This is a genomic window from Providencia sp. PROV174, from assembly GCF_028480685.1.
Classification (GTDB): Bacteria; Pseudomonadota; Gammaproteobacteria; order Enterobacterales; family Enterobacteriaceae; genus Providencia; species Providencia rettgeri.
Window position 1 is genome coordinate 49,532 of the sequence record NZ_JAMPOT010000024.1, and the last position, 16,252, is coordinate 65,783.

Consider the following 16,252-nt stretch of genomic DNA (forward strand, 5'->3'; position numbering starts at 1 on the left):
TCGTTACTTTTGACGTCTATTCATAGCAAAACCGAGAATACCAAATATAACGACCACTCCCCACATCGGATAATTACTCCAACGTGCGTAAGGAGTCAGCCCTGTTGTTGGGGTGACTTCGGTGGCAAGCGCCGCTGTTTTAAATTGTGGCAGCATATCTTGAATAGAGCCATCTGCACTGATCACTGCGGTGATACCATTATTGGTTGAGCGCAACAGTGGGCGACCTAACTCCAAGGAACGCATCCGTGCCATTTGGAAGTGTTGCCAAGGGCCTATAGATTTTCCAAACCACGCATCATTTGAAACAGTAAGTAAGTAGTCGCTATCAGGTTTAAAGTTATCTCTGACCTGTGTACCTAAAATAATTTCATAGCAAATAGCAGCAGTGAGATGAATATTACCAACTGCTAATTGCATTTGCTCATAATCGCCACGGCTAAAACCTGACATAGGCAAATTAAAGAACGGTGCGATAGGGCGCAGTAAATCTTCTAAAGGTACATATTCACCAAATGGCACTAAATGGTGTTTGTTATAGCGGTTTTTAGATGGATATAAATACGGTTTTTTATCTCCTAATACAATGATTGTATTATAAAAAGTGTATTCACCATCCATCGGGCGCGCATCCACAATACCCGTAATTAACTGAGTGTTCGACTCTGCCAGTAATTGGTCGAGAGATTTAAGCCATGCTTGGTTGTCGAGCTCAACGGAAGGTACTGCTGATTCAGGCCAAATAATCAAAGACGCTTTACCGATATAAGGGCGAGAGAGCTCCATATAGGTGTCTTTGGTTTGTTGTAAAAAGCTGGCTTCCCACTTCATTGATTGGGGAATATTGCCTTGAACCAGTGCGACTTCCATTTTCTTACCTTCAAGGGGGGTAAACCATTGTACATTTTTGGCAATTAATGGCGCAAAAATTAAGGCAGCAGCAACAGCGAGCGCGATAAAGCTGCGGCGTAGGATAGCGAGTACTAGCAGACCACTGATGCTAAATAATAGCAACGTAATCATTTCCACCCCAAATATAGGCGCGAATGCTTTCATCGGCCCATCAATTTGGCTATAACCAAATTGCAGCCATGGAAAACCAGTGAGAACCCAACCACGTAAAAACTCAGTAACCTGCCACAGCGCCGGGGCAAAAAAGACTAAACGCCAAATATTGGCATATGGGGCAAATTTGGCCATCAATGCGCCAAAAAGCCCGGTATAAAGAGAAAGGTATGCCGCTAAAAGAATAACAATAAATACGTTAACAGGGCCTGGCATGCCGCCAAAATCTGCAATGCTGACGTAAACCCAGTTAACGCCACTACCGAATAAGCCAAATCCCCAAGCAAAGCCGATAGCAAAAGATTGCTTGACCGTGCGCTGCAAGGTCAGTAATTGGAGGAAAAGGATAGAAAGTAGTGCGGCAGGCCAGATGTCAAAAGGCGAAAAAGCCAGTGTTCCACTGGCTCCGAAAATTAAAGCCAGCAGTAACCGCAACCGCTGACTTTGATAAATAGACGTTGAGTTCATTAAGTCTTTTCTTCTTCCAAAGTTGGAACTGGCGCGTCGTCTGGGATTTTTACGTGAAGCAGAAGGATCCGGCGACTATCTGCCATCGCAACTTTAAACTGATAGTTGTCTATGGTTATAGTTTCACCACGAGAAGGCAGATGACCAAAGGCTTGCATAACGAGGCCACCGACCGTATCAACTTCTTCATCACTAAAATGAGTCCCAAAGGCTTCATTGAAATCTTCAATCTGCGTAAGGGCGCGGACAGAATAAGAATGGCGGCTAAGCTGGCGAACATCAACATCGTCTTGGTCGTCATACTCGTCTTCGATTTCGCCTACGATGAGCTCTAAAATATCTTCAATGGTCACTAGACCAGAAACACCACCAAACTCATCAATAACGATAGCCATATGATAGCGTTGAGAGCGGAATTCTTTGAGTAGTCTGTCTACTCGCTTACTTTCAGGCACAACAACCGCTTGGCGTAATACCTTATCGATACTAAAAGGTTCTGCGTCGGTACGCATAAATGGCAGTAAATCTTTTGCCATCAATAACCCTTCGATATGGTCTTTGTCTTCACTAATAACAGGGAAGCGTGAGTGAGCAGAGTCAATAATGACATCAAGGCACTCATCAAGCGTTTGATTACGTTTTAAGGTAACAATTTGGGAACGCGGGATCATAATGTCGCGCACGCGTTGATCCGCGATATCCATTACCCCTTCAAGCATTTCGCGAGTATCAGGGTCAATCAAATCGTTTTGTTCAGAGTCGCGGATTAATTCGACCAAATCATCACGATTTTTAGGTTCACCATGGAATAGGTGATTTAACAGTGCAAAGAACCCTTTCTTAGGACCAGGGTTATCGCTACTCGAAGAGTTATCGTCGCTCATGGCGGTTAATTTTTTTTTCCTCAAAAAATACTCGTCATACTTCGAACCGCAGCGTTGTTGGCTGCACTCGGCTACTCGAATCACATACTTATGTATGCTCATCGAGATATCCTCGCTGGCCGCCTAACTGCAATTCGAATTATTTAGAGTATTCACTCGTCGTATTATCGAACCGCAGCGTTGTTGGCTGCACTTGGTACAAAAAGTAGCCCAAGTCAAAGTATTTGGAGATTAGGTTAGTTAATAAAAACAGTTTACTACATTCTTTTTTAGCACAAAACTGACGGTTTATCTGCAAAATAACCGTCAGTTTTTTGTAAAATAATGCTTTCTTTGAGAAAGATATCTCAAAAAATTATAGTAAGGTCACTCTTTTTCTGCAAGATATGGGTCTTCGTAGCCTAATTCAGCCAGAATTTCGGTTTCTAAACTTTCCATTTCTTCTGCTTCATCATCTTCAATATGGTCATAGCCTAAAAGATGAAGGCAACCATGAACAACCATATGAGCCCAGTGTTCTTCTGCTGTTTTTTGTTGCTCGATAGCTTCTTGTTCAACGACTTGGCGACAGATAATTAAATCACCAAGCAAAGGCAGCTCAATTTCTGGTGGAGCCTCAAAGGGGAATGACAACACGTTAGTCGGTTTGTCTTTGCCACGATAGGTTAAGTTTAAGTGATGGCTTTCTGGCTCATCAACCACTCGAATAGTGACTTCACTTTGCGCTTGAAATTTAGGTAAAACAGCGGTTAACCAACGCTGAAATTCGGCTTCAGAAGGTAAGCCTTCAGGGTTTTCGCACGCAATTTGTAAATCGAGAATAATGTCACTCATTTATAGATTTTCCTGCTTTTCAAATTGCTTTTGCTGTTCTTTTTCTTCACGTAACTGTTGGCGACGTTTATTATCTTGTTCTTCCCATGCTTCATAAGCCATGACGACTTTTGCAACAACAGGATGGCGAACCACATCTTCACTGTGGAAGAAATTGAAGCTTAAATCATCGACTTCGGAAAGCACTTCAATGGCATGACGTAGGCCTGATTTACTACCGCGAGGCAAGTCAACCTGAGTAATATCTCCCGTCACAACCGCTTTAGAGTTAAAGCCAATACGCGTTAAAAACATCTTCATCTGTTCTATGGTGGTGTTTTGGCTCTCATCTAAAATAATAAAAGCATCATTCAACGTACGACCTCGCATATAGGCCAGCGGTGCGACTTCGATAACATTACGCTCAATCAGTTTTTCAACTTTTTCAAAGCCTAACATTTCGAATAGCGCATCATAAAGTGGGCGCAGGTAAGGGTCGACTTTTTGGCTGAGATCTCCTGGTAAAAAACCAAGTTTCTCACCGGCTTCAACAGCAGGGCGTGTAAGCAGAATGCGGCGAACTTCTTGGCGTTCTAAGGCATCAACTGCCGCGGCTACCGCTAAATAGGTTTTCCCAGTTCCTGCTGGGCCAATGCCAAACGTAATATCATGGTCTAAAATATTGGCGATATATTGCGCTTGGTTTGGGGTGCGTGGTTTGATCACACCACGTTTAGTCTTAATATTCAACGCTTTACCGTAGTCAGGAACGCTATCGGCAGATTGCTCTAAAACACGGCTATCCAGAATGGCTAAGTGAATATTTTCAGGGTCGATATCAGGGATAACACCGCGCACAGGTGCGGTATCAACATACAGTTGACGCAAAATTTTGCTGGCCGCTTGAACATTCAGCGGCTTACCCGATAACTTAAAACGGTTATCACGGCGATTAATTTCGATAGCAAGGCGGCGTTCTAGCTGCTTGATATTATCGTCAAATGGCCCGCAGAGGCTCATTAAACGTTGGTTATCTGCGGGTTCTAGAAAGATTTCTTGTGTTGCGATTTGCAAATTTTTTGTCTCGGTCACTGAATATCCTATGGTTGTGGCTTAGGGCTGAAAACTACCAACACCTAGCTCATCTTCTTTACGGGTGCGTGCAATAACAGACTCTGGTGATTCATGAACGCGAAGACCCATTTGGTCTTCTGTACGAATGACTTTACCGCGTAATGAGTTGGTATAGACATCTACAATTTCGACATCCACAAATTTACCAATCATATCCGGTGTGCCTTCAAAGTTCACGACACGGTTATTTTCAGTACGTCCAGACAGCTCCATAACGTTTTTACGTGATGTTCCTTCAACTAAGATACGTTGAATGGTTCCCACCATTTGGCGGCTGAAGCTTAATGCCTGCTGATTAATACGCTGTTGCAGTAAGTATAGACGCTGTTTTTTTTCATCTTCCGTTACGTCGTCAGGTAAATCTGCAGCTGGCGTACCAGGACGCGCGGAATAAACAAAGCTGTAGCTCATGTCAAAATTCACGTCAGCAATCAGTTTCATGGTTTTTTCGAAGTCTTCGGTTGTTTCACCGGGGAAGCCCACGATAAAGTCTGAACTAATAAGAATACCAGGGCGTGCTTCGCGTAGTTTACGAATAATGGCTTTGTATTCAAGTGCCGTATGAGCACGTTTCATCATCGTTAGAACGCGGTCTGAGCCACTTTGCACAGGTAGATGCAAGAAGCTGACTAATTCTGGAGTATCGCGGTAAACTTCGATGATATCGTCAGTAAATTCAATTGGGTGGCTAGTGGTAAAGCGAACACGGTCTATACCATCAATAGCGGCGACTAAACGCAGTAATTCTGCAAATGAGCAAATTTCACCATCAAAAGTTGCGCCACGGTAGGCATTCACATTTTGACCCAGTAAGTTAACTTCACGTACACCTTGTGCAGCTAACTGTGCGATTTCAAATAGAATATCATCACAAGGGCGGCTAACTTCTTCACCACGGGTATAAGGCACTACGCAGAAGGTGCAATACTTGTTACAGCCTTCCATAATCGAAACGAAAGCCGTTGGCCCTTCGGCACGAGGTTCAGGTAAACGGTCAAACTTTTCAATTTCAGGGAAGCTGATATCAATAACTGGGCTGCGGGTACCTTGAACTTGATTAATCATCTCAGGCAAACGGTGCAAAGTTTGCGGGCCGAAAACGATGTCAACGCTTGGCGCACGTTGGCGAATAAAATCCCCTTCTTGTGAAGCGACACAGCCGCCTACACCAATAATAATGTCAGGGTTTTTGTCTTTAAAAAACTTCCAACGACCAAGTTGATGGAAGACTTTTTCTTGTGCTTTTTCACGAATTGAACAGGTATTAAGCAGTAATAAATCGGCTTCTTCTGCAATTTCAGTGAGTTGATAACCATGGGTATTTTCTAATAAAGAAACCATTTTGGATGAGTCATACTCATTCATCTGGCAACCCCAAGTTTTAATGTATAGCTTTTTATTCGTCGACATGTCGTATATCCGGTGTTTTCGAAGCGGCTAGTGTAATGGACTCCGAAACGCGTTGTAAATCCAAAGTCCTACCCCTTATATTTGGGAACTCGCATGCATTTTGATTAAGGACATCATTGTATGATGGGATAAATGCAAAGATATTTAAAATAATATCACCACACGAAATCTAAGGGCAGGCAATTTGCCTATTGTTTTAAAATTAGCACGTATTGTATTCATTTGCGGCATCAGTGACCAGAGGATGTTGCAAAATTGTGGTTATTTTTTGTGCGAATTAAAGTGTTTTCAGCAAAATACACTGTTTGTAAGGTTATAAAGATGAAGGACGCGAATAACCTCTAAGCCTTCAATGTCTTATTTCCTGTGAGAATCATCATTTTTCGGTACAATACCTTTATCAACGTGGTCACTGTTATCAAACAACAACCTTTATTAAACAATAAATAGTAGCGAACGTATGAATAAATTAATCGAATCTTATGATGTTGTCGTCGTTGGCGCAGGTATGACTGGCGCGGCAGCAGCATTGGGCTTTGCTCAAGAAGGCATGCGAGTCGCTTTGCTTGAAAAAGCACAACCTGCGGCCTTTGACCCACAAAGTGCTCCAGATGTTCGTATTTCTGCGATTAGCCGTGCTTCTGTTGAATTGTTGGAGCAATTAGGGGCTTGGCAACATGTTAAGGCAATGCGAAGTGCTCCATATCGCCAGTTAGAAACATGGGAAGAGCCAGAGAGCAATGTGGTTTTTGATGCTCAGAGTCTTGGGTTGCCTGAACTTGGGTTTATGGTAGAAAACCGTGTGTTACAACTTGCATTATGGCAGGAATGTGAAAAATACAGCAATCTAGACCTTGTCTGCCCTGTGAGACTTATCAATTTATACCAACCTAAGTCGCAAGAAGAGTGGATATTAGCATTAGATGATGGCCGAACTCTGCAAGCTAAGCTTGTTATTGGAGCTGATGGCGCGAATTCGCAGGTCCGCAAAATGGCAGGAATTGGTAGCCGTGGCTGGCAGTATCGCCAATCATGTATGTTGATTAGCATTCAAACACAGCAGTCTCAGCAAGATAAAACATGGCAGCAGTTTTTTCCATCAGGGCCTAGGGCATTTTTACCGTTGTATGATAATTGGGCTTCATTAGTCTGGTATGACAGCCCTGCAAAGATTAGGCGTTTACAAGGCATGTCAATGGAACAGTTGACGGGAGCGATTTCTGAAGCTTTTCCTGAACGTTTAGGGCCTGTTACCGCAATTGCAGCAGGGGCATTTCCACTGACTCGTCATCATGCACGTCGCTATGTGATAGATGGATTAGCATTGATTGGTGATGCTGCTCATACCATTAACCCATTAGCGGGGCAGGGAGTGAATTTAGGCTACCGAGATGTTGATGCATTGTTGAAAGAAGTGATTTACGCTCGTGAATATATACAGCCTTGGCATTCTCTTGATGTATTGAAACGTTATCAACACCGTCGTTTGCCTGATAATTTAATTATGCAAGCTGGAATGGACGTATTTTATATGGCATTTAGTGAAAAGTTACCGGGATTGAAAATAGTTAGGAATCTCGGGTTGATGGCGGCACAACGCGCCGGAGAAGCGAAAAAACTGGCGTTGAAGTATGCTTTAGGGTTATAGAACTTATCTTAGATATATAAATAGGCCGCTAATTAGCGGCCTATTTATTATTAAGTGAAGAAGTTATTGTTATTTATTATTGGCTAAATCAATCGGTTGAATGTGATTTGTATCCGTATTGCTGTTGTCATCTTCAGTAATCACTGAATCTAATGTTTCATTTTTTGCTGAAAATGCATGAGCCAGTTTTTCTGTGTCGAGTTCTTTTTCCCAACGCGCAACAACGATACACGCACATGCGTTACCAACTAAGTTAGTTAATGCACGGCACTCAGACATAAAACGGTCGATACCTAAAATAAGCGCCATACCTGCTACAGGAACGCTTGGCACCACCATCAGTGTGGCTGCTAAGGTAATAAACCCTGCACCCGTCACACCCGCTGCACCTTTTGAGCTTATCATCGCAACCAACAGCAACGAAATTTGTTGCCAAATAGTGAGCTCAATATTAGTGGCTTGGGCAATAAATAATGCGGCCATCGTCATATAGATGTTAGTACCGTCAAGGTTGAAAGAATAGCCTGTAGGGATCACTAACCCGACAACCGATTTTTCACACCCAGCATGCTCCATTTTGCGCATTAAGCTTGGCAGTGCCGCTTCGGAAGAAGAGGTACCTAAAACTAACCATAGCTCGTCTTTGATATATTTAATTAGCGCAATGATTGAGAAGCCGTTGTATTTAGCAACTGCACCCAGAACAAGTAAGACGAACAACAGTGAGGTAATATAGAACGTCATTATCAGCATCATTAAGTTGCCAATAGATGAAATTCCATATTTACCAATGGTAAATGCCATTGCCCCAAATGCCCCAATAGGTGCGAGTTTCATGAGCATCGCAACCATTTTGAACACAGGTTCAGAAAAGTTTTGCAGTAGCTTAACAATAGGCTCGCCGTGTTTACCTGTTGCCGCCAATGCTAATCCGAAAATGACAGCAATAAATAGAACTTGCAGAATGTTGCCGTTTACTAATGGACTAATGACGGTATCAGGGATGATATTCATCAAGAAGCCAACTATCGAAGATTCGTGTGCTTTTTCAACGTAGGTGGCAACTTTAGTGCTATCAAGGGTTGCCGGATCAATGTTAAGGCCTGATCCTGGGCGAATGATATTTGCGACGATAAGACCGATGATGAGAGCGATGGTCGAGAAAGTGATGAAGTAGAGCATCGCTTTACCTGCGACGCTACCAACGGCCTTCATGTTTGACATGCCTGATATACCAGTGACTACAGTTAAGAAGATAACTGGCGCGATAATCATTTTAACGATTTTGATGAATGCATCACCAAGCGGTTTTAATGACTCTCCAATGTCTGGAAAAAAGTGGCCAAGTGCGATACCCAGAACGATGGCTACGATTACCTGAACATATAAGATCTTATATATTGGTTGCTTTATCATGTTTCGCATAAATTTTCTCTGTAAAAATGTTGCGTTTGGCAATTTATAATTATTAGGTTTAAAACTTTTATTAGAGTTTCTGAGAACTAATTTAGTTGGAATGGAAGAAGGGGCTGAATTTATTAGTACCAGAGGTTGATAATAATTTAACTGGTAATAATCATACCTAACTACAATTCGAGCGCAGGTTAACACTTTCAGCGGTTATAGAGAAATGATTGAAGTCACATATTTGATAGAAAAGTTATGCAAACGTAAATTTTATGAGCTAAATGTTGCTTTAACATCACTTTAAACGATTAAGCTATTGGTTAATCGGTAATATTGGGATTAAATAAATAAGTAAATCACTAAAAAGTCATTATTTAAGCTAAAAATAGGGATGGAAATATAGAAAACAGTAGAGATGAAGCCTCAACTTATTAAAAAATAGAGTTATCTGCTATTTTTTTATTTTTCATTTAATTTATCAATAAAATCGATAAGCAAAATTAAGATAGTTTAGGCAGAGAAAGAGAGAATAGGAGTTAATTTAAGTGATATTGAAAAGAGAATGGCTGGGGTACCAGGATTCGAACCTGGGGATGCCAGGATCAAAACCTGGTGCCTTACCGCTTGGCGATACCCCAACAAAAGAAATGGTAGCTACGACGGGATTCGAACCTGTGACCCCAACATTATGAGTGTTGTGCTCTAACCAACTGAGCTACATAGCCATATATAATTTCTTTGAAATGAATTGTGCAACTCTAGGTAGGATAGTAGATGGCTGGGGTACCAGGATTCGAACCTGGGAATGCCAGGATCAAAACCTGGTGCCTTACCGCTTGGCGATACCCCATCCGGGAATTCTACTATTGATTGTTTTAAGATGGCTGGGGTACCAGGATTCGAACCTGGGAATGCCAGGATCAAAACCTGGTGCCTTACCGCTTGGCGATACCCCAATCTTAAATTCAATGCTACCGAGAAGGAAAATGGTGCGGGAGACAAGACTTGAACTTGCACACCTTGCGGCGCCAGAACCTAAATCTGGTGCGTCTACCAATTTCGCCACTCCCGCAAAATAATGGTGGCTATGACGGGATTCGAACCTGTGACCCCAACATTATGAGTGTTGTGCTCTAACCAGCTGAGCTACATAGCCATCTTTTTTTGCATAACCTTCGTCGGCGTTGCGGGGCGCATTATGCTAATTACAGACCCGACAGTCAACAGCTTTTTGCACTATTTTTCAGAAAACGTGACTGTTTGTTTGTTGAATAATCATTTTGTCGATAAAGCCAGCAAAAAACAAGCCCGTATTTGAAAAAAATCACTTTTTGTCTTAGACGCTAGATAAATGTAATTTGTTAAGGGGAGGAAATAATACAGCGAAAGAGCTCAAAAATTTGTGCGGGGAACAACGTGGAGGAATGGGGAGTATGCTAAAAATGATATATGAAATGAAAATATTCAGTTTATAGACAATAAAAAAGCAGGTGTCTCTACCTGCTTTAAAAAAACACGCCAAAAATTAGCTTTCAAACAGTTTTTGCAATAATTCACCATTGAGCATCGCGCGTTTAGTGAGTGCGAAAGCGCCTATTGCCGAGTTATGAACCAACTGCGATGTGACGATGGGGAGATTCTCCCTAAATCCTTTTAAGGCTTGTGTGTCAATGCAGCTTTGAATCGCGGGTAACAGAATGTGTTCTGCTTCCGTGATATCCCCTGCAATAACGACTTTTTCAGGGTTAAATAAGTTTATAGAGATAGCTATCGCTTTACCGATTTGCCGGCCAACGTGCTGGATAACTTCCGTAGCAAGTGGATCTCCCTTATTAGCGGCTTGGCAAATATGGGAAATCGTACAAGTTTCCAATGTAAGGGAGCTCGAATAGCCTTGTTCTAAACGTTGTTTTACACGGGCTTCAATCGCTTGGTTTGAGGCAATGGTTTCTAAACAACCAAAATTACCACAATGGCAAAGTTCGCCAAGAGGGTCAACTTGGATATGGCCGATTTCCCCGAGGTTACCTCGATGGTTGAGCAATATCTCTTTATTGATGACTAAACCCGCCCCTGCGCCTCTGTGGATGCGTACTAGCAGAGAGTCTTCGCAATCACGAGTAGCACCAAAATAGCTCTCAGCAAGGGCTAGGCTGCGAATATCATGCCCTGCATAACAGGTAATTTTAAAGTGTGCTTGTAAATTATCGATGAGATGCCAATTGTCGACCTTGATATGTGGCATGTAGTAAACAATCCCACTATTTGGGTTAACTAACCCAGGGAGAATAATAGAAATCGCAATCAGCTCTTTTAAGCGCTTATGATTGTGCTCAATAAAATCATCTATAGCGGCAATCAACTTTTGTTCTATGGCTTGCTGAGAAGGCTCTGTGATAGGGTAATGAGCATCAACAATCATTTTGCCACCTAAGTCGTATAAGGCGATGGTGGCATCATAGCGCCCTAAGCGGACGCCAATCGTGTGAAAATTTTTGTGTTCAGAAACAATAGATATGGCACGACGGCCTCCAGTAGAGGCCTGTTGGTCAACTTCTTTAATTAAACCACGTTCGAGTAACTGGCGAGTGATTTTAGTCACACTGGCTGGGGCAAGTTGGCTTTGCTCCGCGATTTGAATTCTTGATATCGGGCCATGTTGGTCAATTAAACTATAGACGACAGCGCTATTTAGTTGTTTGACGAGATCAATATTACCAATTTGCTTCAGCGAGTGGCTTTGATTCATTAGCTAGTTACTCATTTTTTGTAGACTTCTGCTCCGTTCACATAGGTTGCAAGGACGTCGAAGTCGTGGTTAAACGCGGTTAAATTCGCAATTTTACCCGGAGCAATAGACCCTAAAGTCTCATCAACTCCAATGGCTCTTGCGGGGTAGAGCGTTGCCATTCTCAGTGTTTCATCTAATGGAATACCCACGTACTCTACACTGTTTCTCACGGCTTCTATCATGGTGAGTGATGAGCCGCTGAGTGTGCCATTTTCATCTACACATAATCCATCGCGGTAGTATATGGTTTTACCCGCGAAGATAAAATGATCCATTTCACCAGTTTGAGGATCTATTCCTGCCGGCGCTGTGGCATCAGTCACTAAAATTAATTTATCACCTTTTAAGTGCTTACTATTACGGATATTTGCCCACTGAACATGTAAGCCATCAGCGATAATTCCCGCATACACTTCAGGAGTGTCATAAATAGCACCAACTAAACCCGGGCCACGGCCTGAAATATATGGCATGGCGTTGAAAAGATGCGTTGAAAAGCGAATTCCGGCTTTAAAGCCCAGTTTGGCCTCTTCATACGTTGCATTTGAATGCCCTGCAGAAATAACAATGCCGGAATCTTTCAGTTGGTGAATGTAATCTAGTTCAACCATTTCAGGCGCTAAAGTGATTTTAGTGATGGAGTCTGCATGAGCAGCTAAATAATCAATCATCTGCGCGGATGGTTGGCGGATAAATTCAGGGTTATGTGTGCCTTTTTTAATAACATTAATATATGGGCCTTCTAAATGAAGCCCGAGAGCTTGGTTCTTGTGGTCTTTTAAGTACTCCGTCATGACCTCAATACCATGCTTCATCAATTCGTCAGAGCACGTAATCAGCGTTGGCAGGTAACTGGTACATCCTGTACGCTCATTGGCTTTTTGCATGATATCCAAATTCTTTAATGTGACATTTTCTTTATTATCATTGAATTGGACACCACCACAGCCGTTGACTTGCAGGTCAATAAACCCTGCAGATAACGTCGCACCTTGTAGGTCATGTTGTGGAATATCGGAAGGTAATTCAGAGACAGGACAAACATCTTTGATGATTTCACCATCAATGACGACCGCATGGTTATCCAGTCTTTCATGACCTGTATAAATAATGCAATTTGTTAATGCATACATGGCTTAAAACTCCTGACCTCTGGAAGGTGGGTCACCGATCAGCCTTCGCTGATCGGGTGATTGATAAATATAATCTTAGTTAAACTTTTCAATAATTTCAGATTCTAGCTGTTTGAAATATTTAAGCGTTTTAACTTTTAATTCGAGTGTTGCTGGTTCATCACAGACAACCAGTGCTTTTGGGTGCATTTGCACGCAGCTCACTGTCCACATATGGTTAATTGAACCTTCAACTGCGGCATGAACTGCGTTTGCTTTATTCGCACCTGTTGCAAGTACCATTAACTCTTCAGCATCCATTAATGTGGCGACACCGACAGTTAAAGCAAATTTTGGTACTTGATTGATATCGTTATCAAAGAAACGTGAGTTAGCTTGGCGCGTTTCTGGTGTTAATGTTTTAATGCGGGTCCGCGAGTTCAGTGAAGAACCGGGTTCATTAAAAGCAATGTGACCGTCGTTACCAACGCCGCCCATAAATAAATTAATTTTGCCGTAAGATTTAATTTTATCTTCATAACGTTGGCATTCCGCATCAACATCTGGGGCATTACCATTCAGTAAATTAATATTTTGCGCTTGAATGTCGATGTAGTTAAAGAAATTTTCATGCATAAATGTGTGATAGCTTTGAGGATGATTAGCTGGAATACCAATATATTCATCCATATTAAATGTTACCACATGCTTAAAACTGACTTTTCCTGCATTATATAAAGCAATCAGTGCTTTATAAGTCGCAAGAGGGGTACCGCCTGTTGGTAACCCAAGAACGAAAGGGCGATCAGCTGTAGGGTTGAATGCGTTGATTTTGTCAGCGATATACTGTGCGGACCAAATGCCGACATCATGCGCATTGTTAAGTGGAATTAGCCTCATGTCTCAATTACCTCTAATAAGTCTGTGAAATCTTTCATGTATATATGTATCCCCGATGTTATTTATTAGATATAGGAATACTCGTTATACTTCAAATTTATTGTGCATTATCACTTGGTTGACATGCTGTTTTTTTTCAGGACATGCACTCAAGTGTGCTGAGAATATACAGGTTAATAGTACAAATAAGTTATTTTTAATCATAAAATAAGTTTTCATTAATAGCTAGTAATTTAGTCATATCAGTAACTCTTTCGTTGACATTTATCACAAATCGAACCTATTTATTTTGCATCGCGAAACAATTAATTTAGACTATGAAATTGATACTCTCAATAACCTAAATTATGATTTAGGTGTGTGAACAATAAGATCCCGTAAATGGGGCAAAAATAGGGCGATAAAGGGGGAGTTTGTGAATATTCTTAGCTACTTACAGCGGATTGGTAGGGCACTTATGGTGCCAGTTGCTGTACTACCAGCCGCAGCAATCCTGATGGGGATTGGCTATTGGATTGATCCAGATGGTTGGGGAGCCAATAGTGCAATCGCGGCGTTACTGATTAAATCGGGTGCGGCCATTATTGATAATATGTCCGTACTGTTTGCTATTGGTGTTGCTTATGGAATGTCAAAAGATAAGGACGGTGCGGCTGCGCTGACCGGTTTTGTTGGCTTTTTAGTGGTGACAACACTGTGTTCTCCTGCATCTTATTCCATGATCATGAATGTTCCGTTGGAAAGCGTTCCTGCGGCATTCGGTAAAATAAATAACCAGTTTGTGGGTATCTTAGTTGGGGTATTGTCTGCTGAATTGTACAACCGCTACAGTGGCGTAGAGCTACCAAAAGCGTTGTCTTTCTTTAGCGGTCGTCGCCTCGTGCCGATTTTGACATCGTTCTTAATGATCATTTTAGCCTTCATTCTGATGTATGTTTGGCCGGTGGTTTACAACGGTTTAGTCTCTTTCGGTGAAAGTATTAAAGATTTAGGCTCTGTGGGAGCGGGTATCTACGCATTCTTCAACCGTTTATTAATTCCAGTTGGTTTGCACCACGCGCTCAACTCGGTATTCTGGTTTGACGTTGCGGGTATCAATGATATTCCAAACTTCTTAGGCGGTGCTAAGTCTATTGAAGCAGGTCTGGCGACAGTGGGTATCACTGGTCGTTACCAAGCTGGTTTCTTCCCAATCATGATGTTTGGTTTGCCAGGTGCGGCATTAGCAATTTACCACTGCGCTCGCCCGGAAAATAAAGCCAAAGTGGCTGGTATTATGATTGCCGGTGCGTTTGCGGCATTCTTCACCGGTATCACTGAACCACTTGAATTCTCATTCATGTTCGTGGCTCCGATTCTGTATGTGATCCACGCATTGTTAACAGGTATTTCGGTTTATATCGCAGCAACAATGGAATGGATTTCAGGGTTCGGTTTCAGCGCAGGTTTAGTCGATATGTTATTGCAATCACGTAACCCATTAGCCGTTCAGTGGTATATGTTGATTGTTCAAGGCTTAGTATTCTTCTGCATTTACTATGTCATTTTCCGTTTTATGATCCGTAAATTCAACCTGTTAACACCAGGCCGTGAAGAGAGCGCAGGTGATGAAACGATTGATGGTTATGACGAAAGCATTAGCCCTGCCGATAACAGTGACAGCGATATTCAAAAAGAAGCTCGCCAATATGTTGCAGCGGTTGGTGGTAGTGAAAATATCGTCAGTATTGATGCCTGTATTACACGTTTACGTTTAGGCGTTAAAGATTCCGCGGTTGTTAACGATGCGATGACTAAACGTTTAGGCGCTTCAGGTGTTATCCGCTTAAGCAAACAAAATGTGCAAGTGATTGTCGGTACACGTGCTGAATTGGTCGCAAAAGCAATGACTGAAGTAATTGCAAAAGGCCCTATTGCCGGTTCTGCACCAGTTGCAGTAGCAGAAGAGAAAAAAGCCGCAGAGCCAGCGAAAGCAAAAGGTAATGTGATTTTATCTCTGGTTGCGCCAGTCAGCGGCCAAGTGTTCTCCCTTGACGATGTGCCAGATGAAGCGTTTTCTAGCCGCATTGTGGGCGATGGTATTGCCATCAAACCAACAAGCAGCGAAGTGTTAGCGCCGGCATCAGGTACGGTGGTGAAAATTTTTGAAACTAACCACGCATTCTGCCTTGAAACAGAAAACGGTGTCGAACTCATTGTTCATATGGGGATCGATACGGTTGCACTGAAAGGGGAAGGTTGTGCACGTTTAGTGGAAGAAGGGGCGGGAGTGACTGCTGGTACACCAATCCTGAACTTAGACCTCGCGTTCCTTGAAGCCAATGCTAAATCAATGATTAGCCCTGTCATCATCAGCAATATTGATGATTTTGCTGGCATCGAAATTTTAGTTGAAGGTGACGTGAAAGCAGGTGAAACCGTTATTTATAATGTTCTGAAATAATTCAGTTTAATATTATAAGTGAGTAAGAGGGTGGCTTAGGCCACCCTCTTTGTTTATGCAGTTTAAATAAGAAAAAGATAATCATATAGGGCATAACAAATAATGATAATCAGTATCAACTGAGTCCAGTGTATAAAGAAAATATAATTAATTGTTAGCTTTGTGGGCAGTGTTTGG

11 protein-coding genes and 6 tRNA genes are annotated in these 16,252 nt (G+C 42.1%); 2 read left to right on the top strand and 15 right to left on the bottom strand.

Translation table 11 applies throughout. From position 1 onward, the window contains the following. Positions 1–3: 3 nt before the first annotated feature. From lnt to miaB, 5 genes are all read right to left on the bottom strand, one after another. Positions 4–1,533 carry an apolipoprotein N-acyltransferase gene (lnt, locus tag PSE60_RS18960; RefSeq protein WP_272666442.1) on the bottom strand — a complete coding sequence of 510 codons (1,530 nt, stop codon included), beginning with the start codon at positions 1,531–1,533 and terminating at the stop codon, positions 4–6. Then, positions 1,533–2,417, bottom strand: coding sequence for a CNNM family magnesium/cobalt transport protein CorC (gene corC, locus PSE60_RS18965; protein WP_004908986.1), 885 nt, complete (start codon positions 2,415–2,417; stop codon positions 1,533–1,535). The genes lnt and corC overlap by 1 nt, the downstream gene beginning before the upstream one ends. Before the next feature lie 366 nt (positions 2,418–2,783). After that, positions 2,784–3,251, bottom strand: coding sequence for an rRNA maturation RNase YbeY (ybeY, locus tag PSE60_RS18970; protein ID WP_210837069.1), 468 nt, complete (start codon positions 3,249–3,251; stop codon positions 2,784–2,786). Continuing rightward, positions 3,252–4,304: a PhoH family protein gene (locus PSE60_RS18975; protein WP_210853488.1), complete on the bottom strand. Its 1,053-nt coding sequence runs from the start codon at positions 4,302–4,304 to the stop codon at positions 3,252–3,254. It lies immediately after the preceding gene. A 39-nt stretch (positions 4,305–4,343) separates the two neighbouring features. After that, entirely contained in the window at positions 4,344–5,774 is a 1,431-nt protein-coding gene (gene miaB / locus PSE60_RS18980) for a tRNA (N6-isopentenyl adenosine(37)-C2)-methylthiotransferase MiaB (RefSeq protein ID WP_210837068.1), read from the bottom strand. A gap of 460 nt (positions 5,775–6,234) precedes the next feature. On the opposite strand from miaB, the gene ubiF reads away from it, so the two are divergent. Next, positions 6,235–7,422 (top strand): 3-demethoxyubiquinol 3-hydroxylase, encoded by a 1,188-nt coding sequence (ubiF, locus tag PSE60_RS18985; RefSeq protein ID WP_272666443.1) that lies wholly within the window; start codon positions 6,235–6,237, stop codon positions 7,420–7,422. Between the two features lie 69 nt (positions 7,423–7,491). Here ubiF and PSE60_RS18990 read toward each other — a convergent pair whose 3' ends face one another. From PSE60_RS18990 to nagB, 10 genes are all read right to left on the bottom strand, one after another. Next, entirely contained in the window at positions 7,492–8,835 is a 1,344-nt protein-coding gene (locus tag PSE60_RS18990; protein ID WP_210837094.1) for a dicarboxylate/amino acid:cation symporter, read from the bottom strand. Positions 8,836–9,392: 557 nt separating this feature from the next. After that, a tRNA-Gln gene (locus tag PSE60_RS18995) sits at positions 9,393–9,467 on the bottom strand. A 10-nt stretch (positions 9,468–9,477) separates the two neighbouring features. After that, a tRNA-Met gene (locus PSE60_RS19000) sits at positions 9,478–9,554 on the bottom strand. A gap of 50 nt (positions 9,555–9,604) precedes the next feature. After that, positions 9,605–9,679 (bottom strand) — tRNA-Gln (locus PSE60_RS19005). A 31-nt stretch (positions 9,680–9,710) separates the two neighbouring features. Continuing rightward, a tRNA-Gln gene (locus PSE60_RS19010) sits at positions 9,711–9,785 on the bottom strand. Between the two features lie 31 nt (positions 9,786–9,816). Then, positions 9,817–9,901, bottom strand: a tRNA-Leu gene (locus PSE60_RS19015). 7 nt (positions 9,902–9,908) lie between these two features. Continuing rightward, a tRNA-Met gene (locus PSE60_RS19020) sits at positions 9,909–9,985 on the bottom strand. A 369-nt stretch (positions 9,986–10,354) separates the two neighbouring features. Continuing rightward, positions 10,355–11,578 carry a DNA-binding transcriptional regulator NagC gene (nagC, locus tag PSE60_RS19025; RefSeq protein ID WP_272666444.1) on the bottom strand — a complete coding sequence of 408 codons (1,224 nt, stop codon included), beginning with the start codon at positions 11,576–11,578 and terminating at the stop codon, positions 10,355–10,357. Between the two features lie 11 nt (positions 11,579–11,589). Then, complete coding sequence (nagA, locus tag PSE60_RS19030; RefSeq protein WP_210840382.1) at positions 11,590–12,753, bottom strand: N-acetylglucosamine-6-phosphate deacetylase; 1,164 nt, start codon at positions 12,751–12,753, stop codon at positions 11,590–11,592. A gap of 75 nt (positions 12,754–12,828) precedes the next feature. Continuing rightward, positions 12,829–13,632, bottom strand: a complete 804-nt coding sequence (nagB, locus tag PSE60_RS19035; protein WP_272666445.1) for a glucosamine-6-phosphate deaminase — start codon at positions 13,630–13,632, stop codon at positions 12,829–12,831. A 457-nt stretch (positions 13,633–14,089) separates the two neighbouring features. Here nagB and nagE point away from each other — a divergent pair, with 457 nt between their 5' ends. Further along, the gene (gene nagE / locus PSE60_RS19040) at positions 14,090–16,075 is read left to right on the top strand and encodes an N-acetylglucosamine-specific PTS transporter subunit IIBC (protein WP_371031506.1); all 1,986 of its coding nucleotides are present in this window, start codon (positions 14,090–14,092) and stop codon (positions 16,073–16,075) included. Positions 16,076–16,252 lie beyond the last annotated feature (177 nt).